The organism is Pseudoxanthomonas sp. LH2527, from assembly GCF_022539275.1.
Lineage (GTDB): Bacteria > Pseudomonadota > Gammaproteobacteria > Xanthomonadales > Xanthomonadaceae > Pseudoxanthomonas_A.
In genome coordinates this window covers 1-23,770 of sequence record NZ_JAKZBW010000014.1, presented here as the reverse complement: position 1 = coordinate 23,770, position 23,770 = coordinate 1, and the positions used below count along the sequence as shown (strand labels likewise).

Genomic DNA, 23,770 nt, shown 5'->3' with positions numbered 1-23,770 from the left:
GGACGAATCCATCACGGTTCCGTAACAGGAATAACATATCGATGTGATAGGTGTCCGCAAGTTAATTCCATGTTAAGTTTCGTCCATGCAGGACGCGGGCGTGCGGTGAAGGCGAGGGATTCGCCCATTGGGGGCCGCATTACTTTTACAAGTTTAGGGGATTCACCACATGTCAGTTGGCAAAACACTTGCGCCCAAGCGCAGCCGTCTCAGCGCAGCACTGATCGCTGCCCTCGTCGTGCCTTTCGCCGGCACCGCGTTGGCGCAGGACGGCAACCAGGAAGCCCAGACCACCCAGTCCTCCGCGGGATCGACCGCCACGCTGGACAAAGTCACCGTCACCGGATCACGCATCAAGCGCACCGAGATCGAAGGTCCCTCCCCGGTCACCGTCATCACCTCGGCCCAGATCGAGCGAGAGGGCTTCAGTACGGTGTACGACGCCCTGAACACCCTTACCCAGGCCAGTGGCTCTACCCAGAACGAAATTTTCCAGGGCGGCTTCACCCCGAACGCGAGCGTCATCAATCTGCGCGGCTTGGGTCCGGGTCGGACACTTCTCTTGATCAACGGTCGCCGGGCAGCCGACTACCCGCTGCCCTACAACGGCCAAAGCAACTTCGCCAACTTCGGCAACATTCCCGCAGCCGCTGTGGATCGCATTGAGCTTCTGGCGGGTGGTGCATCCGCGATTTATGGTTCGGATGCCGTGGCAGGTGTGGTCAATGTCATCCTGAAGACCAACTTCGAGGGCGACATCCTGAAGGTTCGTGGAAGCACCACCACTCGTGGTGGCGGCGACGAAGGCAACGTGCAGTGGATCGGCGGCAAGACCGGCGAGAACTGGAGTGTGACTTATGCGGCGGAGTACTTCGCCCGTGAGCCGATGTATGCATACCAACGCGACTTCATGGACTCATCGCTCGACAACCCGCTGCCCCCGGACTTCGTCGGCATTCAGCCGACCGGCACCATGCGCGTGCGTCGTCGCACCGGCTCGACGGCAGGTTCGTACTTCGCTCCGCCGGCGGGTGCATGTGAGCAACTCGGTGACGAGTGGGTACGCTGGAACTACCGCTCGGCGACCGCGACGGGCGTCATCACCAATCTCGGACAATCCTGCGGCTCGTTCAAGGATGTCGCCTATCAGACCATCCGCAATGGCAACAGCGATCTGTCCGGCTACGTCTTCGGCACCTACGACTTCGAGAACGACATGCAGGCGTGGGGCAGTTTGCAGGCCTGGAGCTCGAAGGCCAAGTACGGCAACGGCACCCAGTTCTGGGGTGGCCGTACCGTCGGCGCCCTCTGGTTCGACGAAGGTTTCAATGCTTTGGTCGACGCGCAGCGCGTTTTCACCCCCCAGGAGGCCGGCGGCATCGAAAACCTGCTGGCCAAGAATGAAGAGACTTCCTTCGACCTGGCGTTCGGTCTTCGCGGCACCATCGCAGACCGCTTCGACTGGGACGTGACCCTTTCGCGTGCCGAGTACAACGTGGAAGTGGACCGGCCGCGCCTGCTTTCCACTTCCGTCAACGACTGGTTCCTGGGCCCCCAGCTGGGCACCCGAGTCGTTGGTGGCGTGACGTACCCGGTTTATCGCCTAAACCAATCGCGTTACTATTCGGCCCTCACGCCAGAACAGTTCGCGGCGCTCAATACGAGGGTGAAGACCGACGCGGAGTCCTACGTGAACCAGGCGTCGTTCACCATCACCGGAGACCTGTTCGAGCTCCCGGCTGGCCCGCTGGGATTTGCAGCCGTTGCTGAAGCCTCGCAGCAGGAGTACACGCTGACGGCGGATCCCCGCATCCTTCCGGCTTATACCGGCACTGATCGTCCCTACAACCTGACAGGTACGGGCGGTGGCGGTGATCGTGATCGTTACGCAGTGGGCGTGGAGTTCTCGGTCCCGATCTTCTCGATGTTGAAGGCGAGCGTGGCTGGTCGTTACGACAAGTACGACGACGTGACTTCGGTCGACGATGCCAAGACGTGGAATGCCGGCTTGGAGTTCCGTCCGCTGGACAGCCTGCTGTTCCGCGCGTCCTACTCCACCAGCTTCCGTGCCCCTGACATGCACTTCGTGTTCGCCGAGCGCAGTGGCTCGTTCAGTGCGATCTTTGATACCCGTCGCTGCCTGGAAAGCGGCCGCACGGCAGCGCAGTGCCCGACCAGCGACACCACGATCAACTACACCTCGTTCGGTGTCCGCCAGGGCACGACGGACCTGACCGAAGAGACCGGCAAATCCTGGACCGCCGGCGTGGTGTGGGACATCATGGACGGACTGTCCGTCAGCGCGGACTACTACCACATCGAACTCGAGGACGCGGTCGCCGACATCACCTCGGCCTACATCCTTGATGGTGAGGCCGGCTGCGTCACGGGCCTGACCCGGAACCGCCAGCCGTTCACGCTCGGCGCTCCCGGCTCCGCGTTCTGCAACGACATGCTGTCGCGCGTCAGCCGTCTGAGCGCTCCGGGTACGCCGAACGATGGCCAGATCACCGAGATCCGTCGTGGCCCGATCAACCGTGCGTTCCTCGGAACCAAGGGCATCGACGCCACGCTGGACTACCGTCTGGACACCGATCGCCTCGGCGATTTCCGCCTGCAGTTGGGTTACTCGCACACGCTGGAACAGACCACCTCGCAGTTCAAGGGTGATCCGATCCTTGATTACCGCGATGACCTGACCAACTTCGACTTCCGCAGCCGCGTCCGCGCCACGGCGACTTGGCAGAAGAACGATTGGCAGGCAGCCGTGTTCGCCCTGCGTTACGGCAGCCTGCCGAACTGGCAGGAAACCGGACGCATCGCCCCGTACATCATCTACAACATGAGCGTGGGCAAGCAGGTCACCGACAAGCTGGGTGTGAACTTCTACGTCAACAACGTGTTTGACAAGGTCCACCCGCGCGATGACGGATTCAACAGTTATCCGTACTTCTGGCGTGCCTTCAGCCCGATCGGGCGCGAAGTAGCGCTCGAACTGGAGTACAAGTTCAACTGATCCTTGAGCAGAAGCTGTAGGAAAAGCCCGGCGTGATGCCGGGCTTTTTTTTTTGCGGATTTTGTTGCAATTGCAACAAACAAGAGGGGCAAAGGAGGCTCGCGAACCCAGTTTTGGGTAAATTTTGTGATTTTCATCACACTATAGACATGTAATCCTCGTAACACGCGAATGTGCTACCGCCCTCACTGTTAATCACATGTTAACTTTCGGAAGACAGGACGTTTACGTGCGGTGGGACGAAGGACACTTCCAGCGGGACCGCATCACTTCTCGACAGTTAGGGGATTACTACATGTCACTTCGCAATCCGAGTGCGCTCAAGCGCAGCCGCCTTAGCGCGGCATTGATCACCGCTCTGGTGGTGCCATTTGCGGGAAGCGCTATCGCGCAGGACGCCGGCTCGACCACGGAAGAGTCTGAAGAAACCACCGCCACCCTGGATAAGGTGACGGTCACCGGCTCACGTATCAAACGCGCGGAAGTTGAGGGTCCTGCGCCGGTTACCGTGATCACGGCGGCCGAAATCGAACGAGAAGGCTTCGCCACCGTCTACGACGCCCTGAACTCGCTAACCCAGAACACCGCCTCCATCCAGAACGAACTGAACCAGAACGGGTTCACGCCCAACGCCAGCTTCCTGAATCTGCGAGGCCTGGGCCCGGGCTACCAGCTGATCCTGATCAACGGTCGCCGCGCGGCCGACTATCCCCTGCCCTACAACTCGCAATCCAACGCGGTGAACCTGGCCAACATCCCGGCCGCCGCGCTGGAACGCGTCGAAGTCCTGACCGGCGGCGCATCGGCGATCTACGGTTCGGACGCCGTGGCCGGCGTCGTCAACCTCATCATGAAGACGAACTACGAGGGCGACCAGCTCAGTGTGCGTGCCGGCACCACCACGCAGGGCGGCGGCGACTCCGGACGCTTCCAGTGGATCGGCGGCAAGACCGGCGACAACTGGAGCGTCGTGTACGCGTTCGAAGCGGTCGAGCGCGAAGCAATCTTCGCGTCCCAGCGCAAGTTCATGGACTCCTATTTCGACGAGCCCGGCGTGAATCCGGAAGACGTGAATGCCGTCGAAGGCCTGCTCGTATTCGACATTGCCAATAGCAACCGTGTCTTTCCGGACGGAGGCGAAGCAACCTGCGCCCGGTTCAGCGAGTTCGATGCGTATTACTTTGAAACCTCGTCGGTGTACACCGGGCCGCGCTGCGGCTACTTCGGATATCCCGCAACCCAGGCGATCCGGAACTCCGACAGCAACCAGTCCGGCTATCTGTACGGTACTTTCGACTTCGACAACGGACTGCAGGGCTGGGCGCAGCTGGGCGCCTCCCGCTCAAAGGCCACTTTCGCGAGTGCCACACAGTTCTGGTCCAGCTCTGATTTCTTCGACCCGAACCTCGAGTCGGACTTCACCGGTCCCGGCGGCGGTGCATTCGTCAATCTGCAGCGCATCTTCACGCCTGCGGAAGTCGGCGGAGCAGGCGCGCAGAATGCGACATCCGACGAGCGCGCCTTCGACGTCGCCTTCGGCCTTCGCGGCACGATGCTCTCGGATCGCTTCGACTGGGATGCGACGGTGTCGCGTGCGGAATACAAAATCGAAACGCGGCGCCCGCGCTTCCTGGCCAACCGTCTCACCGAGTACTTCCTGGGCGAGCAGCAGGGCTTCGACCCTTACTTCGATGCCTATCCGGTGTACGAGCTGAATCAGGCACGTTTCTTCAACCCGATCGATGCCGCGACATTCCAGTCGTTGAACACCACCCTGATTGGCAAGGCGGAATCCGACGTCACGCAGGCGAATTTCACCGTTTCGGGCGACCTGTTCGAAATGCCTGCGGGTGCATTCGGCGCCGCAGCCGTCATTGAGGCGGCCCGCCAGAGCTATGAACTGACGCCCGATCCGCGCACGTTGCCTGGTTACACCGGCAACGAACCCATCTACAACTACTCCGATACGGGCGGCGGTGGCGACCGTGACCGCTACGCGCTGGGCCTGGAGTTCAGCATTCCGATTCTCGACAGCCTGAAGGCAAGTGTGGCCGGTCGCTACGACAAGTACGATGACGTCACCAACGTGGACGACGCAGTCACCTGGCAGGTGGGCCTTGAATGGCGCCCCGTCGACAGCTTGCTGTTCCGCGGCAGCCATGGCACCAGTTTCCGCGCCCCCGACATGCATTATGTGTACGCGGGCGAGTCTGGCTTTTTTACCTCGATCGTCGACGAGTACCGCTGCCGGCGTGATGGCTTGAATCCGCAGGGCACCGCCTGTTCGAGCGATGCCGACTACAACTATCAGGTGCAGGGCATCCGCCGCGGCAGCACCGACCTGGAGGAAGAAGAGGGCAAGTCCACGACGTTCGGCGTGGTCTGGGACATCACCGACCAGATGTCGGTCAGCGCGGACTGGTATGACATCGAACTGACCGGTGGTGTGGACGACATCTTCACGTCCTACCTGTTCCGCGAAGAAGCGTCCTGCCTGCTCGGCACCGACCGCGCCGGCAACAGCGTCGATCAGAACTCGGCCGCCTGCCAGTTCTTCACCGGCCTGGTGACCCGTACGGACTCGCCCTTCCGCGACAACCAGGTGGACGAGTACAGGTCCTTCCCGGTCAACCAGTCGCTCAGCCGTACCAGCGGCATCGACGTGAATTTCAAGTACGGGCTCGATACGGACCGTCTTGGCGATTTCGATTTGGAGCTCGCGTGGACCCACGTCCTCAAGAAGGAAATCGAGCTGTTCCCCGGCGACGGCATCATCGATGACCGCGACGACCTGGTGAACCAGCGCACCCTGAACTTCCGTAGCCGTTTCAACTGGAGCGCAAGCTGGCAGCTGGACGACTGGGCCGCCAACGTCAATGGCTACCGCTTGGGCTCCCTGCCCCTTGGCGATCCGGACAAGGGCCGCGGCGGCAGCTTCGTGATCTGGAATGCAGGCGTGTCGAAGGAAATCACAGAGAAGGCGACCGTGTCGTTCCAGGTCCAGAACCTGCTCGACAAGAAGCCTTTGTTTGATGAGGACCTGGCGTATCCCTTCTTCTGGAGCACGTACTATTCCGGCGTCATCGGCCGCGAAGTATTCGTGCAGTTCAGCTACAAGCTGCGCTGAAGGTTCTTCCACGCTGCGATGCAAAGGAGCCCGGGAAACCGGGCTCTTTTTTCTTCAGGGTTGTCGGACCGGTACCGCGATCCCTTCGGCCTGAAGCAAGGCCATCAGCGGCTGCAGCTCGTCCGCATAGCGGCGCCAGCGGTCCAGTGCGTCACGGTGCAGCTTGTCGCGCACCTGCGCGACGCTGGCGGTCGCCACAGGCGCGTCGTTGAGTTCAAACCGGAGGCATTGCGGCTGCCACTCGAGTCCGCAGAAATCCAGCAGCCGCCGGGTCTGATGTTCTTGGTCGGCCAGGAGGTCTTCATAGTCGATCCACAGGATGCGTTCGCCGAGAAGGTGTTCGAAATGCTGCATCAGGCGATGGAATCTGACGAAGTACCTTCCCGTCTCGAGCAGATCGAACGAGTATCCGTGGAACGGCGATGCTGGCGAGAAGAGCTGCCGAAAGTTGGACAAGCAGGTATCCATCGGGTTGCGCCGCACCCCGACGATCCTGGCGTGGGGAAGCGCGCGGGCGATCATCTCCAAGTACAGGAAATTGTGTGGGTGCTTGTCGACGAAATGCGGAAAGCCCCCGGTCAGCGGCCTCGTGCCCGCGATGTAGGTTTCGCCCAGCATGCTCCAATCGATCCTCGCTGCGGCCCGCACGGTGTCCGCATCGATCAGGCGGGGCGTTCGTGAGCCACTAGCACGCTTGACCAGCGAGGGAAAATTGAGCACCTCGCCGATGGATTGCACCGACGAATGACTCGACAGAATGCGATCCACCAGCGTGGTGCCTGTCCGCGGCATCCCGACAATGAAAACCGGCTCTCCGGTCGCGTACCCGGCGGCGCTGCCCACATTCTCGAACGCCGCCAACGCATCGAAACAGGCTTGATCGACCTTGGTACCGAAGCGCAGAAGCCCTTTCCCCGTTGTCTTCCCCGCCGTGAAGTGACGGAAGGCGCCCGCGTAGTCGCCGATATCCTCGCACTCCTTCCCCAGCGCAAGGTGGAGGTACATCCTGCCCGCGACATCGCGGGTCTGTTCAAGGCACGCCGTCAGGCGCTGGATGTTGTTTTCCTCTGGCGTCCACTTCTTCAGCTGAGCGAGCCCGAGATGTGCAGGCGCGTGGGCAGGTTCGCGGACCAGCACTTGGCGATAAGCCGCCTCCGCAGCGTGAAGATCCCCGTTGAACAATGACGTGGTGGCATGGTTGAAGACGTTGCGTGTGTCCTCCGGGAGAAGTTCGAGCGCCCGGGCACTGAGTCGGCTCGCCTGCTCGTATGCATTGGCCCTGGCAAAAATCACGGAGAGCTGCTGACAGGTCGATGCGTTGTTCCACGCCAATGGCACGGCCTCATGCGCCAGCGTCAGCGCCTGTTGGGGAGAGCGAGCCTGGGACATGGCGCGCGCCGCCTGCAGCAGGAGGTCGACGTCACCCGGCTTCAGCGCCAAAGCCTTCTGCGAGTGCGTCAGCGCCTCGTCGAGCGAGCCTGTTGCCAACGCGGCCACTGACAGTAGATGGTGAACGTGCGGCAGCGCCGGATTCGCGATCACCAGCGCTCTCAGTACAGGCAGCGCACGCTGCCAATCGCCCCTGTTCGATGCCTCCACCGCGACAAGGTACTGACGGGCCGCCCAGGTTTTTGCTTCGCCTGCTGAGCCGGGGGTTCCGGACATGAGATGGATGACCCGAGTCCGTGTTTGCTGGACTGCATCTTACAGTCCCTAGCTCCGGCGGGCGCCCTCCAACGAGCCCCGGCACGGCCGAGGCCCCAAGGTCCGGCGCGCGCGTGCGCGGCAGGCATCCGCCCACTGCTCCGCAGCGCGGCAGGAAGTGTCAATAGCCGGAATTTTCCTGCTAAAGTCTGGATTCAGTCACGCTTGCACAGGCGTGCCGCGATGGCCGGAATCCGCCATCGTCGAGTTGTTTTCATTCGGGGCGATTCTTAAATAGGGGGAGTAATGAAGAAATCCTTACTGGCGACACCGATGCTGGCGATTGCGTGCGTGCTGGTGGCGCCTGCGCAAGCGGCGACGTCTCAGTCCATCGTCGATTTCGTGAGCCATCCCGCCTACAGCACGGTCAAGATCTCGCCGAATGGCGAGTATCTGGCGATGACCGTGGACAAGGGCGAACAGGATGTGCTCGCGGTACTGCGTACCAGCGACCTTTCGCTCGTCAAGGTGAACCAGCTTCCCGACCAGAAGAGTGTGGGCAGCTTCTACTGGGTCAGCCCGACCAGGCTGATGTTCAACTCGGTCAAGAAGCTGGGCGGCTATGCGCAACCCTTCAACACCGGCGAATGGTTCGCCGTCAACGCCGACGGCAGCCAGGCACGCCCACTCATTTTCTACGGTACCCGCGATGCGACGCAGCGCGGCAAGACCGTGGGTTCCGAGAGGTTTTCCCTACTCGATACGCTGAAAGACGACGACCAGTACGTCATCATGTCGGCCATCACGCCGCGTTCCTCGGAAGGCGTCGGAACCGAGGTCTTCCGTATGGACACGCTCAGCGGCCGGCGCGTCTCCATGGGCCGTGCGCCCAAGGAGAATTGCGGCATTGTGCTGGATGCAGCCAAGGAGCCCAGGTTCGCAGTCTGCTCTTCCAGCCGCGATGAAGAAGGCGAGTACGACGAGCGCACCGAGCTGTACCGCCGCGACGGCAAGAACTGGACACTGGTCAACGCCTCCAAGTCCGACGGCAAGCATCTCTACGTGGTCCGCACGTCATCCAACGGTACCGTGTATGCCGAGCAGGACGACTCCAAGGCTCCGGCAGCAGTGGGTACGCTGAATACCTCCACGGGTGAGTTCACCCCGCTGTTTCAGGACAAGGTCGCCGAGGTTTCCGATTACATTTGGTCGACCGACGAAGCGACGTTGGTCGGCGTCGTTACTGAGGCAGGTGCGCCCGCAGTAAAGCTCATCGATGAGAGCCATCCAGATGCGGAGATCTACGCCTCGCTGGCGGGGGCGTTCGAGGGACAGATGGTCGACCTGGCCAGCAACACCCAGGATGGCAAGAAGATCATCGTAAACGTCTACAGCGACAGCAACCCGGGGGAGCTCTATCTTTACGATCGCGACAGCGGGAAAGCGCGCTTCCTGATGCAGCGCAAGCCGCAGCTCGACCCGAAAAAAATGGCGTCGGTCAAACCATTCAACTTCACCTCTCGGGACGGCAAGCAGGTCTACGGCTACCTGACCCTGCCGCATGGCGCCAACGGCAAGAACCTGCCGATGATCGTCAACCCGCACGGCGGCCCGATCGGCCCCCGCGACAACTGGGGCTTCAACTGGGAGACCCAACTGCTCGCTAGCCGCGGTTACGCGGTACTGCAGGTGAACTATCGTGGTTCGGGCGGCTACGGCAAGGCGTTCCAGGATGCAGGCCACCTGCAGTGGGGCCAGGGCATCCAGAACGACATCATCGACGCGACCCAGTGGGCTATCGGCCAGGGCTATGCCGACAAAGAACGCATCTGCATCTATGGCGGCAGTTTCGGCGGTTACTCCTCGCTGATGGCGCCCATCCGTGCGCCCGGCCTGTTCAAGTGCACGTTCGGCTACGTGGGTGTTTACGACGTGGACATGATGTTCAAGAAGGGCGATATCCCGGAGCGTGAGTCGGGACAGCGTTATCTCCGCCGCACGCACGGGACGGACACGAAGTCCTGGGCAGAGAACTCACCTGCACGTCGGGCCGGCGAAGTGAAGATCCCGGTATATCTGGCCGCCGGTGCCCGCGACGTGCGCACGCCTCCGGAACAGACCGAACTGATGAACAAGGCACTGATCGAGGCAGGCAATCCGCCGGAAGGCATGATCATCCAGTCGGGTGAAATGCACGGCTTCTACGATGTCGAAAATCGCGTGAAGCTCTACACGACCATGCTGGACTTCTTCTCCCGCCACATCGGTGGAACCGTCACTGTCGGCGCTCCCAGTAAAGGTAACTGAGCACTTCAAGTGACATTGTCGACGGCCGGCCCAGCGGGGTCGGCCGTTTTTCTTTCCATTGCCGCATCGTGACTTTCGATACGGGCGTGCAAGCCGACGAATTCACAGAATGGTCGGCACTCACTCGGGGAAAAGGAAGTTCATGAAACCGCTCAGAACCATGATCATGCTTGCGTCGCTGTGCCTGCCGGTCGCGACGCAGGCCGTGATGGCGCAGAACGTGGCCGCACCGGACCCGACCCAGGACAGGCTGATGCTGTCGGCCGGATTCCTGTCGGCCCACCCGGATCTGAGGTACCGCCTGCATGGCTTGGAGGAGTTCAAGCAAGGGCGGTACGAAGACGCGCTGAAGTTCTTCCAGCGGGCTGCGTTCTATGCGGACAAGCCGTCCCAAGGCATGGTGGCCGAAATGCTGTGGAACGGCCAGGGCGTAGCCAAGGACGCCGCGCTCGCCTATGCGTGGATGGACCTTGCCGCAGAACGAGGCTACGCAGGATTTCTCGGCCTGCGCGAGCGTTACTGGAGTGCGCTGAGTGAGGCCGAGCGCCAGCGCGCACTCGAGGAAGGCGCAGCGCTGTACGCAAAGTACGGCGACGGGGCGGCGCAGCCGCGCATCGCAACCGTCCTGCGCCGCGAGCGGAATAAGATCACCGGCAGCCGAACGGGCTTCACGGGCAATGTGCAGATCTACGTACCTGGGCCCAACGGGTTCGAGCAGATCGACGGCAGCAAATTCTTCGACGAGAAGTACTGGGACCCGAAGCAGTACCAGGCCTGGCACGACAACGTCTGGATGAAGCCGCGCATCGGTCGCGTGAGCGTGGGCGACGTGGAACAACTCCCCGCGCAACAACCCGAGTCCCGGATCCCCGGCGCGAATCCCGATGTCGATGCAGCCGAGCCGGAAACACCTGAACGGAACGACAGCGAACTCGGGACGCGAAAGGACGGCTGAGCCTCTTCCATACCCCACCGGATGCGGTATAAAAGACGTCATCCCGCCGGTCGTTGCCGGCGGGTCTGACCTGAATCCCTGGGAGGGGAACATGCGCAAGACCCTGATGGCCGCGATGCTGGCCGCTCCGCTGATGGCCGTGTCGCTGGTGGCGTCGGCCGCCGATCCGGTGGTCGGTCGCTGGAAGACCATCGACAGCGAGACCGGCAAGCCAAAGTCCTTCGTCGAGATCACCCAGGCCGCCAATGGGGCGATCACCGGCCGCATCGTCGAGCTGATCAATCCCAGCAAGCCGAATCCGACCTGCGACAAGTGCAAGGACGATCGCAAGAACAAGCCGATCACCGGCATGGAGATCATCCGCGGCATGAAGGCCGAGGGCGGTGGCCAGTACGCCGGCGGCACCATCCTCAAGCCCGACGAGGGCAAGGTCTACAAGTCGAAGATGGAGCTGATCGAAGGCGGCAAGAAGCTGGAGGTGTCCGGCTGCATCGCCTTCATCTGCAAGTCGCAGACCTGGATCCGCCAGTAAGCTTTTGAGCGTCGTTTCAGCACAGGCCCGGCATTGCCGGGCCTGTTGCGTTGTGGGCCCGGGAAAGGCGCACGCCCGGCCATGCGATAATCGCCGCCCCCCGTCGCGAAGCCTGTCATGAGCCGTACCGCCCTGGTCACCAATGCCCTGCCCTACGCCAACGGTCCGCTGCACCTGGGCCATCTGGTGGGCTACATCCAGGGCGACATCTGGGTCCGGGCACGGCGGATGCGCGGCGATACGGTTTACTTCGTCTGTGCCGACGACACCCACGGCACGCCGATCATGCTGGCGGCGGAAAAGGCCGGCGTCACGCCCGAAGCCTTCATCGCCGGCATCCAGGCCAGCCATGAGCGCGACTTCGCCGCCTTCGGCGTGGCCTTCGACCATTACGACTCGACCCACTCATCCGCCAACCGCGAACTGACGGAACAGTTCTACCAGCGCTTGGAGGCAGGCGGCCACATCAGCCGCCGCACGGTGGCGCAGTTCTACGACCCGGCCAAGGGCATGTTCCTGCCCGACCGCTACATCAAGGGCATCTGCCCGAACTGCGGCTCGGCCGACCAGTACGGCGACAACTGCGAAGTCTGCGGCGCGACCTATGCGCCCACCGACCTCAAGGAACCGACGTCGATCCTGTCCGGCAGCACGCCGGAAATCCGCGACTCGGAGCATTACTTCTTCGAGGTCGGCCGCTTCGATGCCTTCCTGCGCGAATGGCTGGCGGGCGATGTCGCGTTGCCAGGCGTCAAGGCGAAGCTGCGCGAGTGGCTGGATGCCGACGGCGGCCTGCGTGCGTGGGACATCTCGCGCGACGCGCCGTATTTCGGTTTCGAGATTCCCGGTGCACCCGGCAAGTACTTCTATGTCTGGCTGGATGCGCCGATCGGCTACCTGAGCAGTTTCCGCAACCTGTGCACGGAGCGCGGTCTCGACTTCGCCTCGCATCTGCAGGCCGGTACCGACGTCGAGCTGCACCACTTCATCGGCAAGGACATCGTCAACTTCCACGGCCTGTTCTGGCCGGCGGTGCTGCATGGCACCGGCCATCGCGCGCCGACGCGCCTGCACGTCAACGGCTACCTGACGGTCGATGGTGCCAAGATGTCGAAGTCGCGCGGCACCTTCATCATGGCGCGCACCTTCCTGGACGTGGGCCTGGAACCGGAAGCGCTGCGCTATTACTACGCGGCCAAGTCGTCCGGCGGCGTCGACGATCTTGACCTGAACCTGGGCGACTTCATCGCGCGCGTCAACGCGGACCTGGTGGGCAAGTTCGTCAACCTGGCCAGCCGCTGCGCCGGCTTCATCGACAAGCGCTTCAACGGCAGGCTCGCCGATGCCCTGCCGGATCCGGCCATGTACCAGCGCTTCGTCGACGCGCTTGGCCCCATCGCCGACGCGTACGAGCGCAACGAGCCCGCCACCGCGCTGCGCCTGACCATGGCGCTGGCGGACGAGGCCAACAAGTACATCGATGAGACCAAGCCCTGGGTGATCGCCAAGCAGGAAGGTGCGGATGGCGAACTGCAGGCGGTCTGCACGCAGGGCCTGAACCTGTTCCGCGTCCTCGCCGCCGCCTTGAAGCCGGTGCTGCCGCGCACGTCGGCGGAGGCGGAGGCGTTCCTCAGCGCGCCGGTGGAAACCTGGCGCGATATCGCTGCGCCGCTGCAGGCCCACACGATCCAGGCGTACTCGCCCCTCTTCACCCGTATCGACCCGAAACTGATCGACGCCATGACCGACGCATCCAAGGACACCCTCGCCGCCGCACCTGCTGCACCTGCCGCCCCCGCGAAGAAGGCCGAAGCGAAGCCGGCCGCGCCCGTGGAAACGAAGGACGCCACCGGCATTATCGGCATCGAGGATTTCGCCAGGCTCGACCTGCGCATCGGCAAGGTGCTGGAGTGCGGGTTCGTCGAGGGTTCCGACAAGCTGCTGCGCTTCCTGCTGGATGCCGGCGACCTGGGCCAGCGTCAGATCTTCTCCGGCATCCGCGCCAGCTACGGCGAGCCGGAAAAGCTGGTCGGCCGCAACGTGGTGTTCATCGCCAACCTGGCGCCGCGCAAGATGCGCTTCGGCCTGAGCGAAGGCATGATCCTGTCGGCCGGTTTCGACGGCGGCGCGCTGGCCCTGCTGGACGCCGATGCCGGCGCCCTGCCCGGCATGCCGGTGCGGTGAAGCGAGAAGAGAGTGAAGAGAAGTGAGGAACGAGCAGACACCGGCTCCATCCCCGTCTTCTCCAGCCCCTGCGGCAACCGTGGACCTGACCGAACGCCTTGATCGGCTGTTGCCGCAGACCCAGTGCGGGCAGTGCGGTTTCGATGGCTGCCTGCCGTACGCGCAGGCGATGGCGCGCGGCGAAGCGGGCGTGGACCATTGCCCGCCCGGTGGCGATGGCGGGGCACGCGCCCTCGCCCGCGTGCTGGGCGTGCCGCCGCTGCCCTACGACCGCACCCGCGGCACGCACAGGCCCGCGATCGTCGCGGTGGTGGTGGAAGCCGACTGCATCGGCTGCACGAAGTGCATCCAGGCCTGCCCGGTGGACGCCATCATCGGCGGCGCCAAGCACATGCACGTGGTGATCGATCCGCTATGCACCGGTTGCGAGCTCTGCGTGCCCGCCTGCCCGGTGGACTGCATCGTGATGGAACCAGCCTGAGCGCGACCGTCGCGCCCACACCGCCCATCGAAAACCGGCTTACCGGGCAGCGCCCGCCTTGCACGCCGAGCACACGCGCTCGACGGTGTAGCCGCGCGCGCGCAGCTTCTCCACCACGCCGTCCTCGCCCAGCAGGTGCAGCGCGCCGACCACCACCAGTGCATCGTCGTCGCCGGGCCGGTCCAGGATCTGCCGGATCTTCGGCACCCACGCATTGTTGCGGTCCACATTGATGCGTCGGTACAGGCGCGGATACTGCGTACGCATGTCGGCCGCCATGCCGTTCCACAGCGCCTCGACGTCACCGCGGCGCCATGCGTCGTGCAGGCGCTGCGTCTCCGCCGAGCCCTTCTCGGCCTGCTCCAGGGCTTCCGTGATGAACTGGCGCTGCTCGGTGGCATCCATGCCGTCCAGCACGCCGATCTGCTCCTGCGCACGTTCGAGCCCCGCGGTCGGCTTGCCTGCTGCCTGGGCCTTGTCCATGAGATGGGTGTCCAGGCCCAGCTTCGGATCCAGCCCTTGCCTGGTCATCTCGACAATGCTGATGGTCAGCCCGACGAACCAGGGCTCGAAACCGTTGAACGATGCCAGCGGCACGCCGTTCCGGCCCGCCCATGCCTGCAGCCGGGTCCACGTCCCGGCATCGAGTTCGTCCTGCAGCGTCTTGCCGTCCGTGCGCATCGCGGCCTGCATCATCAGTTGCGGCATCGCGGGCGACTGCATTTCCTCCGGCGACAGTTCGAACATCAGGCGCTCGGCATCGGCGAAGGCGTTGTCGACGTCACGCGACAGCGGATAGTCGCTCGGGCGCAGCAGATGGAACGAACCGAGCAGGTAGACCGCGTTGTCCTTGTCGGACACCTTCCACAACAGCGGTACCGGCGCCGCCGCTGCCTTGGGCGTTTCCGCGACCAGGTTGGACGCGCTGCCCAGCAGCGCGGTGAGGACAAGGACTTTCAGCGAACGGCGCAGCGGCATCGGATCCTTCCTTCAGAGCACTTTGATGGGTTTGGCGTAGGCTTTCTCGCCGGCCTCGATCGCCAGATCCAGACGGTTCTCCGCCGGCGGCAGCGGACAGGTCGCGTACGGCGTGAACGCGCATGGCGGGTTGTAGGCGCGATTGAAATCCAGCACCAGCTTGCCCGCCTGCGGCGCGTCGGCGTCCAGGAAACGGCCTGCGGGGTAGCTGCCGTGGCCACTGGTGCGGTCCGCCAGCACGAAGAACAACGGCCCGCCCGCCTGACCCAACGCCTCCAGCCGGTACGGCTTGCCGTCGCGCTCGAACTCGACCACGCCGGGATTGGGCGATTCGCTGGCCACGCCGATCACGTCGACGATGGTCAACGTCTTGCCGGGCGGATGCGGAATGAAGCGTCCTTCGATGCGCCAGTCTTCCTCTGCGGGCCAGTAGTCCAGGCCGATGAACTGCGTGCGCGATTCGGCGTCGGCGTGCTTCACGCGCAGCGCATGCCGGCCGCCGCGCTCGATCACTGTCAGCACACCCTTGCCATCGTCGAAACCGACCACCGACGGCTGGGCATCGCGGTCGCTTTCCAGTTCGACGCGACCCTTCAACGGCTCGCCATTGAACGTCAGCGCGGCACCGCCTTCCGGCGTGAGGAACACGCGCTTGTCCTGCTGCGTCACCATGCCCAGCTTGGCGGGGCCGACGGCCAGCTTGATGCCGCTGCCGGGACCGCTGCCGATGAAGTGCGATTTCAGTTCGATCCAGTGCAGGCCGACCAAGCTGGTCCAACCATCCGGCGCGGTCAGTTCGGTCCTGCGCTGCTCGCGCCAGGCCGCGTTGTCGGCGAGGAAGTTGACGTCCGCGACCTTGCCGGTCGCCGCCGCCTTGTCATCGCCACCGCAACCGGCCAGCACCCCCAGCAGCATGGCCACCCCCAGCCATCCCGTGTTCTTCCCCATGTCAGCGTCCTCGCAGGAACCAGCGATCGATTTCGTTCAAGGAAAAGCGCGCCCAGGTCGGGCGGCCGTGGTTGCACTGCCCAGAGCGCTCGGTGGCTTCCATCTCGCGCAGCAGGGCATTCATTTCAGGCAGCGTCAGGCGCCGGTTGGCGCGCACGGCACCATGGCAGGCCATCGTCGCCAGCAGTTCGTCGCGCGCGGCGGCGACGCGACGGCTTTCGCCGTGTTCGCGCAGGTCGGCCAGCACGTCGCGCAGCAAGGCCTCGGGCTCGGCATTCGACAACAACGCAGGAATGCTGCGCACGTTCAACGATTGCGGGCCGCTGCGGGTGATGTCGAAGCCGAGCGTGGCCAGCGTGGCGGCCTCGCGCTCGGCCACGTCCGCCTCGCGCTCGGCCACCGCCAGCGCCATCGGTACAAGCAACGGCTGCGCGCGCAGGCCGATGCTGTCGTGCGCGCCTTTCAGCTTCTCGTAACCGATCCGCTCGTGGGCCGCATGCATGTCGACCACGATCAGACCATCGGCGTTCTCCGCCAGGATGTAGATGCCGTGCAACTGCGCGATGGCGAAGCCCAGCGGCGGAATGCCCCCGGCATCGTCGGCGGGCATCGTCGGCGGCGATGGCGATGCCGGCATCATGACGGCTTCCATCGCGCCGGACGGAGCAGTGGCATACAGCGCGGCATAGGCGGCCGGTGCTTCCGCCACGCTGAGCCCGAGCGGCGACTGCTGGGTCGGCATCCACGCGGAGGGCACCGACGCCGCGGGCCTCATCCCGAACGGCGACGGGGCGATGTCCTGAGGCGCCGCACCGGCGCGCGTTTCCGCGAGCGCCTCGTGCAGGGTGCGGTAGACGAAGTCGTGGATCAGCCGCGTATCGCGGAAGCGCACTTCGTGCTTGGCCGGGTGCACGTTGACATCGACGCGGGTGGGATCGAGTTCCAGGAACAGCACGTACGCCGGCTGTCGACCGTGGAACAGGACATCCTGGTACGCCATCTTCACCGCATGCGCGATGCTGCGGTCGCGCACCGAGCGCCCGTTGACGTAGACGTACTGCTGGTCGGCGCTCGCCCGCGAATAGCTGGGCTGCGCGATCCAGCCATGCAGGCGCAGCCCGGCGGCGGCGTGGTCCACGCGCAGCGCGCTGCGGGCGAACTCGTCGCCCAGCGTTTCGCTCAGGCGGGCGAGTGATTCCAGTTCGTCGGCCTTGTAACGCCGCGACGGCCGGCCGTTGTGCGACACGCGCAATTCGATGTCGGGACGCGCCAGCGCCAGCGAGCGCAACCACTCTTCGATGTGTCCCATCTCCGTGCGTTCAGCGCGCAGGAACTTGCGCCGCGCCGGCACGTTGTAGAACAGCTCGCGCACTTCCACCGTGGTACCGATGGCGTGCGGCTTGGGCATCACTTCGCCGACCTTGCCGCCTTCGACCTGCAGCGAGGCGCCGTGCTCGTCCTGCGCGCGTCGCGAGGTCAGCGCGAAACGACTGACCGAGGCGATCGACGGCAGCGCTTCGCCACGGAAGCCGAGCGTGGCCACCGCTTCCAGATCATCGAGCGAGGCGATCTTGCTGGTGGCGTGGCGCGACACTGCCAGCGGCAATTCTTCCGGTGCGATGCCGCCGCCGTCGTCGCGGATGCGGATCAGGCGCACACCGCCTTCCTCCAGATCGATGTCGACGCGGCGCGCACCGGCGTCCAGGGCGTTCTCGACCAGTTCCTTGACCACGGAGGCCGGGCGTTCGACGACTTCGCCGGCAGCGATCTGGTTGATGAGGGTGTCGGGAAGCTGGCGGATCGTCACGTGCTGGCGGCGCCAGGCGCCGTCTCGGGGAATATCAGCGGTGATGATAGCCGAGCGGCTGTGCGATCAGGGCGCGCCTGCCGCGCCGCCTGCGGCCACGGTACGCGCGTCGGCCTCGGCCTGCGCACGCGCGGCGAACAGCGTGCCGGGCGGCGGCTGGCGGGTGAAGTAGGACTGGATGCCGTCCAGCACCGCGCCCGCCACCTTGCGCTGGTGCGCCGGGTCGAACAGGCGCTTTTCTTCGTCCGCATTGGAGATGAAGCCGGTCTCCACCAGCATTGCCGGCATGTCGGAGTTGCGCAGCACTTCGAAGTTGGCGAACTCGATCTGCGGCTTGTGGGTCTTGCCGAGACCCTTGAGCGAGGTCAGCACGTGGCCGGCCGCGTCCTGGGACGCCTTCATGTGGCCGCTCTGGGCCAGGTCCAGCAATACGTTGGACAACGTGTCCTTGGTCAGGCGCACGCCACCGACTAGGTCGGAGGCGTTTTCCTTGTCGGCCAGCCAGCGCGCGTGCTGCGACGAGGCACCGCGCAGCGACAGCACGTAGACGGACGAGCCCCACGCACTGCGGTTCTCCGCGGCATCGGCGTGGATCGAAACGAACATGTCCGCCTTCGCCGCACGCGCCTTGCGCGCACGCTGCGGCCGCTCGACATAGACGTCGGTATCGCGGACCAGGTAGGCCTTCATGCCCGGTGTGGCGTTGATCTGGCGCGCCAGTTCCTTGGAGATCGCCAGCACCGCATGCTTCTCGTAACGGCCGCTGGGGCCGATGGCGCCCGGGTCCTGGCCGCCGTGGCCGGGGTCGATGGCGATGACCAGCGGTCGCGTGCCGGCGGCCGACACGGTGGGCGGCCTGGGAGCTTCCGCGCCAGGCGCCGCATCGGCCGTCGCGGTGGTGGCGCCCGGCACCGGCGTGGGCTGGCCGGTGGCGATGGTGTAGGTCGGTCGGTCGCCCGGCACCGTCTGGGCAGGCACCGTGGCCACCGTCGGCTGGCCATTGAGGATGGCCTGCGGCGAGGGCGGGACCGGGCCGGTGGGCGTGGGCGCGACTGCGGCGGGCACCGTGCCGGCCTGCACCACCTGTGCCGTCAGCAGCGCGGTGGCACGCGCCGCGTCCGCCTGCGCTGAAGGGGGAGGCGCGGTGGTCGTCGCTGCCGGACCGCTGGCCGGCGCAGGCGCTGGCGTCGCGGGGATCGCGGCGACCGCCGTGGCCAGCGCGACATGACCATCGCCCGGCCATTCGATCACCAGCCGCGACACCGCGCCGGCCTGCTCCATCCGGGGCTTCAGCGCGGCGACCGGGGACGCGAGGTCGAAGACGATGCGCAGCGTGTTCGCATCCGGTTGGCCGGTGCGCACGGCACGCACGATGCCGGCGGGCGTGGGCAGCCGTAGACCCGTCTTCGCCTTGGAGGCCGGCAGGTCGACGACCAGCCGGTCCGGGCCTTTCAGCGTGAGGGTCTTGTACTGGCCGGCGCCGGCCAGCTGGATCTCCGCCCGTGTCCCGGTGCTGCCCTGGGCCACGGTGACGCCGGTGACCTCACCGGCCATCAACGTGCACGGCACCAACGCCAGCACGCCTGCAAGGGCGCGACGCAACGTGGCGGTGGTGGGGTTCCCCAAGCTCATGTCGCGGATTCAAACACCATCGGCTCACGAATGCAAGGCAATTTCCCTTAATAATCCGTGACCTGGCGGATGTTCCTAACCGACCTGGAGAGATGGTGCCTGCAACTCGCCCTCGGCCGCCAGACGGGCGAGCCAGTGCGCGCCAGCGGGTGACACGCCCTCGAGCCGGGCCGAGCGGCCGTTGCCTTCGACCGCCAGCCTCACGTGCAGGTCCGCTGGCGGCAGCGCGGCGGCGCCGCGCTCCGGCCATTCCACCAGCCACAGGACCGCCGCGCCCTCGTCCAGGCCGAGGAATTCGAGCTCGCCGGCATCGCCGATGCGGTACAGATCGAGGTGCCAGGCCTCTCCGCCGTCCACCGGGTAGCGCTCCACCAGCGTGTAGGTGGGACTGCGGATCGCGCCGGTGACGCCGAGCGTCCGCAACAGCGCGCGCGCCAGGGTGGACTTGCCGGCACCCAGGTCGCCCTGCAGGTGCACGACCGCGGAAGCAGGGCGCGTGCGTGCAAGGGCCTGGCCCAGTGCACCGGTGGCTTCGTCGTCGGCAAGGAACGCGTGCATGCGGCGATTCTAAGCGTTCGTGCGACCGCTGCCGCGCAAGCTGGCATTGCTCATGGGTTGGCCAACCGCCGCAGGTGCGGGAACAGATCCGAGGGCAGCAGTCCGCGCTGGCCGTCCCACGCCGCGGCATCGCCTGCCAACGCGTGCAGCAGCGCGCCGGCGCTGGCGGCGTCGAAGGCGGACAGTCCCTGCGCACGCAGCGCGGCGATGACGCCGGTCAGCACATCGCCCATGCCGCCGACCGCCATGCCCGGATTGCCGGCATCGATCACGCGCACTGCTTCACCGGGACTCGCCACGACGGTGCCGGCCCCCTTCAGCACCACCACACAGGCATGGCGTTCTGCGATTGCATGCGCCGCCGCGAAACGGTCACGCTGCACGTCGGCGGCCGTGCAGTCCAGCAGGCGCGCCGCTTCGCCCGGATGCGGTGTGAGGATCGCGTCCTCGAGTGACTGCGGCGACATCGCCAGCAGGTTCAGGGCATCGGCATCCAGGACCAACGACCTGCCACTTCGCATCGCGTGCTGGAAGAGCGCACGTCCCCATTCGCCCTGCCCCAGGCCCGGACCGAGCGCGATCACCCGCGCGCGCCCGAGCAGCGGCGACAGATCGTCGGTCGACTCCACTGCGCGCACCATCGCTTCGGGCCTTCGCGCCAGCAGCGCCGCCACATGCGCCGGCCGCGTCGCCACGCTCACCAGTCCGGCACCGGTGCGCAGCGCCGCTTCGGCGCACAGCGCGATCGCGCCGCCACTGCCGTCATCGCCCCCGATGCAGAGCACATGCCCCGACTCGCCCTTGTGCGTGTTGCGGCGGCGCGGCAGCAGCCATCGCGCCAGTGCGTCATGTTCCAGCAACGCGGCATGGGCGGCGATGTCGTCGAAGGTCGCGGCGGGGACATCGAGTTCTTCCAGCGCCAGCACGCCGGTGTATTCCAGCGCATCACCGGTGTAAAGCCCGGCATGCCGCACGATGAACTGCAGCGTGCGGGTGGCCACGACCGCGGCCCCCGGCGTGCAGCCGCGATCCGCATCCACGCCGCTGGGCACATCGAGCGCAAGCACCGGCGCGGCCTGCATGTTGATCGCATCGATCAGCGCGCGCACGTCCGGCGCGGGTGCCCGCGACAACCCGATGCCGAACAGCGCATCCACCACGACGTCCGCCCGCGGCAAGGCATCGTCGAACAGCGTGACCTTGCCGCCACCGGCCACGTACTCGGTGCAGGCGCGCTGTGCCGTCGGGTTGCCCGGCACATGCGCCGGCAGGTGGACGACCTCGACATGGCGCCCGGCACGATGCGCGTGCCTCGCCAGCACGTAGCCGTCGCCGCCATTGCTGCCGGGTCCGCACACCACGACGATGCGCTGCGCGTCGGGCCAGTGCAGCAGCACGTGCTGCCAGGCCGCCAGGCCCGCACGTTGCATCAGCACGTAGGCATCGCCGCCCAGCGAATGCGTGGCGCGTTCGTCCAGCGCCCGCGCGGCATGCGTGGAATACAGGGGCCAGGTGCCGGACATGGCCGGATTCTAGGTCTGCACCGGGTTGCGGGGAAGTGAATCCGGCCGGCCTCCTATAATCCCCGCATGCCCGCCGCCGGTCCCGCCACGCCCCTGCCAGACCCCGTTGCCCTCGCCGGGCGCGTGCGGACGCTAGCGCGCGAATTCGGCTTCCAGCGCTGCGGCATCGCCGGCATCGAGCTGGGCGACGACGAACGGCATCTGCGCGACTGGCTGGCCGAGGGCCTGTACGGCTCGATGACGTGGATGGCCCAGCATGGCGACAAGCGCTCGCGCCCACAGGAACTGATCCCCGGCACGCTGCGGGTGATTTCCGTCGGACTCGATTACGGACGCAACGACGGCGACGACGCCTGGGACACCCTGGGCGACGGCCAGCGCGCCTACGTGGCGCGTTACGCGCTGGGCCGCGACTACCACAAGCTGATGCGCAACCGCCTGCAGAAGCTGGCCGAGCGCCTGCAGGCGGAGATCGGTACGTTCGGCCATCGCGTGTTCGTCGATTCGGCACCGGTGCTGGAACGCGCGCTGGCGCGCAATGCCGGGCTGGGCTGGATCGGCAAGCACACCTGCCTGATCGACAGGGACGGCGGTTCCTGGTTCTTCCTCGGCGAGATCTACGTCGACCTGCCGTTGCCGATCGACGCGCCGGCCAGTGGGCACTGCGGCACCTGCACGCGCTGCATCGACGTATGCCCGACCCAGGCGATCACTGCGCCCTACCGGCTCGATGCGCGCCGCTGCATTTCCTACCTGACCATCGAGCACAAAGGCGCCATTCCGGAAGACCTGCGGCCAGCCATCGGCAACCGCATCTTCGGCTGCGATGACTGCCAACTGGTGTGTCCCTGGAACAAGTTCGCCAAGCGCAGCGACGAACCGGATTTCCGCGCACGCAACGATCTGGACGTGGCGACGTTGCCGCAACTGTTCGCATGGGACGAAGAGGAGTTCCTGCGCCGCACCGAAGGCTCGGCGATCCGCCGCAGCGGCCACGAGCGGTGGCTGCGCAACATCGCCGTGGCGCTGGGCAATGCGCCGACCACGCCCGAAGTGCTGATCGCGCTGGAAAGCCGGCGTGAGGACCCATCCTCTTTGGTTCGCGAGCATGTGGGGTGGGCGCTGGAACAGCACGCTGGCGCTGTAGGAGCGACGTAAGTCGCGACCGCACGAACGAATCGCCTCAAACCCGAAATCACACGAAGTACCAAAGTTCGACGCGTGCGCACGATGGTAAATCCTGCAGCGTCGTCTATCCGGTCGCGACTGACGTCGCTCCTACAGGAGGGCAGCGTCGGTTCGCCACCACCTCACCCGCGCGCCGCGATCTCCGCCAGCAGCGCCTGCGTCACCGGATCCTTCGCTTCGGATTCGCCCTTCAGCGCGGGCAGCAGGCCGTTGGCGAGCTGCTTGCCCAGTTCCACGCCGAACTGGTCGAATGCGTTGATGCCCCACAGCACCGACTGCGCGTAGACGCTGTGCTCGTACATCGCAATCAGGCCGCCCAGCGACTGCGGCGTCAGCGCATCCAGCAGGATCATCGTGCTGGGCCGCCCGCCCGCATAGCTGCGGTGCGGATCGTCGCTGGCCTGCCCGTTGGCCAGGGCTTCGCTCTGCGCCAGCAGGTTGGACATCAGCGCCAGGTGGTTCTCGGCATAGGGATCGTCGTTGCGCACGGTGCCGACGAAATCCAGCGGCACGATCTGCGTGCCCTGGTGCAGCGCCTGGAAGAAGCTGTGCTGTACGTCGGTACCCGCACCGCCCCACCAGACCGGCACGGAATCGGACTCGACCGGGCTGCCGTCCAGCTTCACCGACTTGCCCAGGCTCTCCATCACCAGCTGCTGCAGGTAGGCCGGCAGCAACGCCAGGCGCTGGTCGTAGGTCATCACGCCGTGCGCCGCATGGCCCAGCACATTGCGGTTCCACACGGCCGTCAATGCATGGCGCACCGCGATGTTGTCCGCCAGCGGCGTGCCGACGGCATGGGCGTCGAACGCGGCGGCGCCATCGAGCAGTTGCTCGAAGCGGTCGAAACCGATCGCCAGTGCGACCGGAAGCCCGACCGCGGACCACAG

15 protein-coding genes and 1 pseudogene are annotated in these 23,770 nt (G+C 65.4%); 8 read left to right on the top strand and 8 right to left on the bottom strand.

Going from position 1 to position 23,770, the window contains the following annotated elements; all coding sequences use genetic code 11:
* The first annotated feature begins 169 nt into the window (after positions 1-169).
* Together MMG85_RS09335 and MMG85_RS09330 are read left to right on the top strand one after the other, a co-directional pair.
* Positions 170-3,016, top strand: a complete 2,847-nt coding sequence (locus MMG85_RS09335; RefSeq protein ID WP_241045800.1) for a TonB-dependent receptor — start codon at positions 170-172, stop codon at positions 3,014-3,016.
* Between the two features lie 295 nt (positions 3,017-3,311).
* On the top strand, positions 3,312-6,143 hold the full coding sequence (locus tag MMG85_RS09330; RefSeq protein ID WP_241045799.1) for a TonB-dependent receptor: 2,832 nt from the start codon (positions 3,312-3,314) through the stop codon (positions 6,141-6,143).
* A gap of 54 nt (positions 6,144-6,197) precedes the next feature.
* Here the strand turns inward: MMG85_RS09330 and MMG85_RS09325 are convergent, their stop codons facing one another.
* Entirely contained in the window at positions 6,198-7,808 is a 1,611-nt protein-coding gene (locus MMG85_RS09325) for a sulfotransferase (protein WP_241045798.1), read from the bottom strand.
* A 285-nt stretch (positions 7,809-8,093) separates the two neighbouring features.
* Between MMG85_RS09325 and MMG85_RS09320 the strand changes: the two genes are divergently transcribed.
* From MMG85_RS09320 to rnfB, 5 genes are all read left to right on the top strand, one after another.
* On the top strand, positions 8,094-10,094 hold the full coding sequence (locus MMG85_RS09320) for a S9 family peptidase (protein WP_241045797.1): 2,001 nt from the start codon (positions 8,094-8,096) through the stop codon (positions 10,092-10,094).
* A 142-nt stretch (positions 10,095-10,236) separates the two neighbouring features.
* The gene (locus MMG85_RS09315) at positions 10,237-11,049 is read left to right on the top strand and encodes a sel1 repeat family protein (protein WP_241045796.1); all 813 of its coding nucleotides are present in this window, start codon (positions 10,237-10,239) and stop codon (positions 11,047-11,049) included.
* Positions 11,050-11,140: 91 nt separating this feature from the next.
* A complete protein-coding gene (locus MMG85_RS09310) occupies positions 11,141-11,581 on the top strand; it encodes a DUF2147 domain-containing protein (RefSeq protein WP_241045795.1) in 441 nt (146 codons plus the stop codon).
* Between the two features lie 117 nt (positions 11,582-11,698).
* Entirely contained in the window at positions 11,699-13,765 is a 2,067-nt protein-coding gene (gene metG, locus MMG85_RS09305; RefSeq protein ID WP_241045794.1) for a methionine--tRNA ligase, read from the top strand.
* A gap of 79 nt (positions 13,766-13,844) precedes the next feature.
* Positions 13,845-14,246, top strand: coding sequence for an Rnf electron transport complex subunit RnfB (rnfB, locus tag MMG85_RS09300; RefSeq protein ID WP_241045793.1), 402 nt, complete (start codon positions 13,845-13,847; stop codon positions 14,244-14,246).
* Positions 14,247-14,285: 39 nt separating this feature from the next.
* Here rnfB and MMG85_RS09295 read toward each other — a convergent pair whose 3' ends face one another.
* From MMG85_RS09295 to MMG85_RS09270, 6 genes are all read right to left on the bottom strand, one after another.
* Positions 14,286-15,224, bottom strand: a complete 939-nt coding sequence (locus MMG85_RS09295) for a TraB/GumN family protein (RefSeq protein WP_241045792.1) — start codon at positions 15,222-15,224, stop codon at positions 14,286-14,288.
* A 12-nt stretch (positions 15,225-15,236) separates the two neighbouring features.
* A complete protein-coding gene (locus MMG85_RS09290; protein ID WP_241045791.1) occupies positions 15,237-16,172 on the bottom strand; it encodes a DUF1684 domain-containing protein in 936 nt (311 codons plus the stop codon).
* Between the two features lies 1 nt (position 16,173).
* Positions 16,174-17,979, bottom strand: a complete 1,806-nt coding sequence (mutL, locus tag MMG85_RS09285) for a DNA mismatch repair endonuclease MutL (RefSeq protein ID WP_241045790.1) — start codon at positions 17,977-17,979, stop codon at positions 16,174-16,176.
* Positions 17,980-18,045: 66 nt separating this feature from the next.
* A complete protein-coding gene (locus MMG85_RS09280) occupies positions 18,046-19,533 on the bottom strand; it encodes an N-acetylmuramoyl-L-alanine amidase (protein WP_241045846.1) in 1,488 nt (495 codons plus the stop codon).
* A gap of 153 nt (positions 19,534-19,686) precedes the next feature.
* On the bottom strand, positions 19,687-20,169 hold the full coding sequence (tsaE, locus tag MMG85_RS09275) for a tRNA (adenosine(37)-N6)-threonylcarbamoyltransferase complex ATPase subunit type 1 TsaE (RefSeq protein WP_241045789.1): 483 nt from the start codon (positions 20,167-20,169) through the stop codon (positions 19,687-19,689).
* 50 nt (positions 20,170-20,219) lie between these two features.
* The gene (locus tag MMG85_RS09270; protein ID WP_241045788.1) at positions 20,220-21,692 is read right to left on the bottom strand and encodes an NAD(P)H-hydrate dehydratase; all 1,473 of its coding nucleotides are present in this window, start codon (positions 21,690-21,692) and stop codon (positions 20,220-20,222) included.
* 66 nt (positions 21,693-21,758) lie between these two features.
* Here MMG85_RS09270 and queG point away from each other — a divergent pair, with 66 nt between their 5' ends.
* Positions 21,759-22,850 carry a tRNA epoxyqueuosine(34) reductase QueG gene (gene queG, locus MMG85_RS09265; protein ID WP_241045787.1) on the top strand — a complete coding sequence of 364 codons (1,092 nt, stop codon included), beginning with the start codon at positions 21,759-21,761 and terminating at the stop codon, positions 22,848-22,850.
* 152 nt (positions 22,851-23,002) lie between these two features.
* Here the strand turns inward: queG and MMG85_RS09260 are convergent.
* A pseudogene (locus tag MMG85_RS09260) lies at positions 23,003-23,770 on the bottom strand (glucose-6-phosphate isomerase); the annotation flags it as partial.

Coding starts and splice junctions, on each gene's coding strand:
- MMG85_RS09335 (WP_241045800.1), top strand. CDS start 170: ATGTCAGTTGGCAAAACACTTGCGCCCAAGCGCAGCCGTCTCAGCGCA.
- MMG85_RS09330 (WP_241045799.1), top strand. CDS start 3,312: ATGTCACTTCGCAATCCGAGTGCGCTCAAGCGCAGCCGCCTTAGCGCG.
- MMG85_RS09325 (WP_241045798.1), bottom strand. CDS start 7,808: ATGTCCGGAACCCCCGGCTCAGCAGGCGAAGCAAAAACCTGGGCGGCC.
- MMG85_RS09320 (WP_241045797.1), top strand. CDS start 8,094: ATGAAGAAATCCTTACTGGCGACACCGATGCTGGCGATTGCGTGCGTG.
- MMG85_RS09315 (WP_241045796.1), top strand. CDS start 10,237: ATGAAACCGCTCAGAACCATGATCATGCTTGCGTCGCTGTGCCTGCCG.
- MMG85_RS09310 (WP_241045795.1), top strand. CDS start 11,141: ATGCGCAAGACCCTGATGGCCGCGATGCTGGCCGCTCCGCTGATGGCC.
- metG (WP_241045794.1), top strand. CDS start 11,699: ATGAGCCGTACCGCCCTGGTCACCAATGCCCTGCCCTACGCCAACGGT.
- MMG85_RS09295 (WP_241045792.1), bottom strand. CDS start 15,224: ATGCCGCTGCGCCGTTCGCTGAAAGTCCTTGTCCTCACCGCGCTGCTG.
- MMG85_RS09290 (WP_241045791.1), bottom strand. CDS start 16,172: ATGGGGAAGAACACGGGATGGCTGGGGGTGGCCATGCTGCTGGGGGTG.
- MMG85_RS09280 (WP_241045846.1), bottom strand. CDS start 19,533: ATGGCCGGTGAGGTCACCGGCGTCACCGTGGCCCAGGGCAGCACCGGG.
- tsaE (WP_241045789.1), bottom strand. CDS start 20,169: ATGCACGCGTTCCTTGCCGACGACGAAGCCACCGGTGCACTGGGCCAG.
- MMG85_RS09270 (WP_241045788.1), bottom strand. CDS start 21,692: ATGTCCGGCACCTGGCCCCTGTATTCCACGCATGCCGCGCGGGCGCTG.
- queG (WP_241045787.1), top strand. CDS start 21,759: ATGCCCGCCGCCGGTCCCGCCACGCCCCTGCCAGACCCCGTTGCCCTC.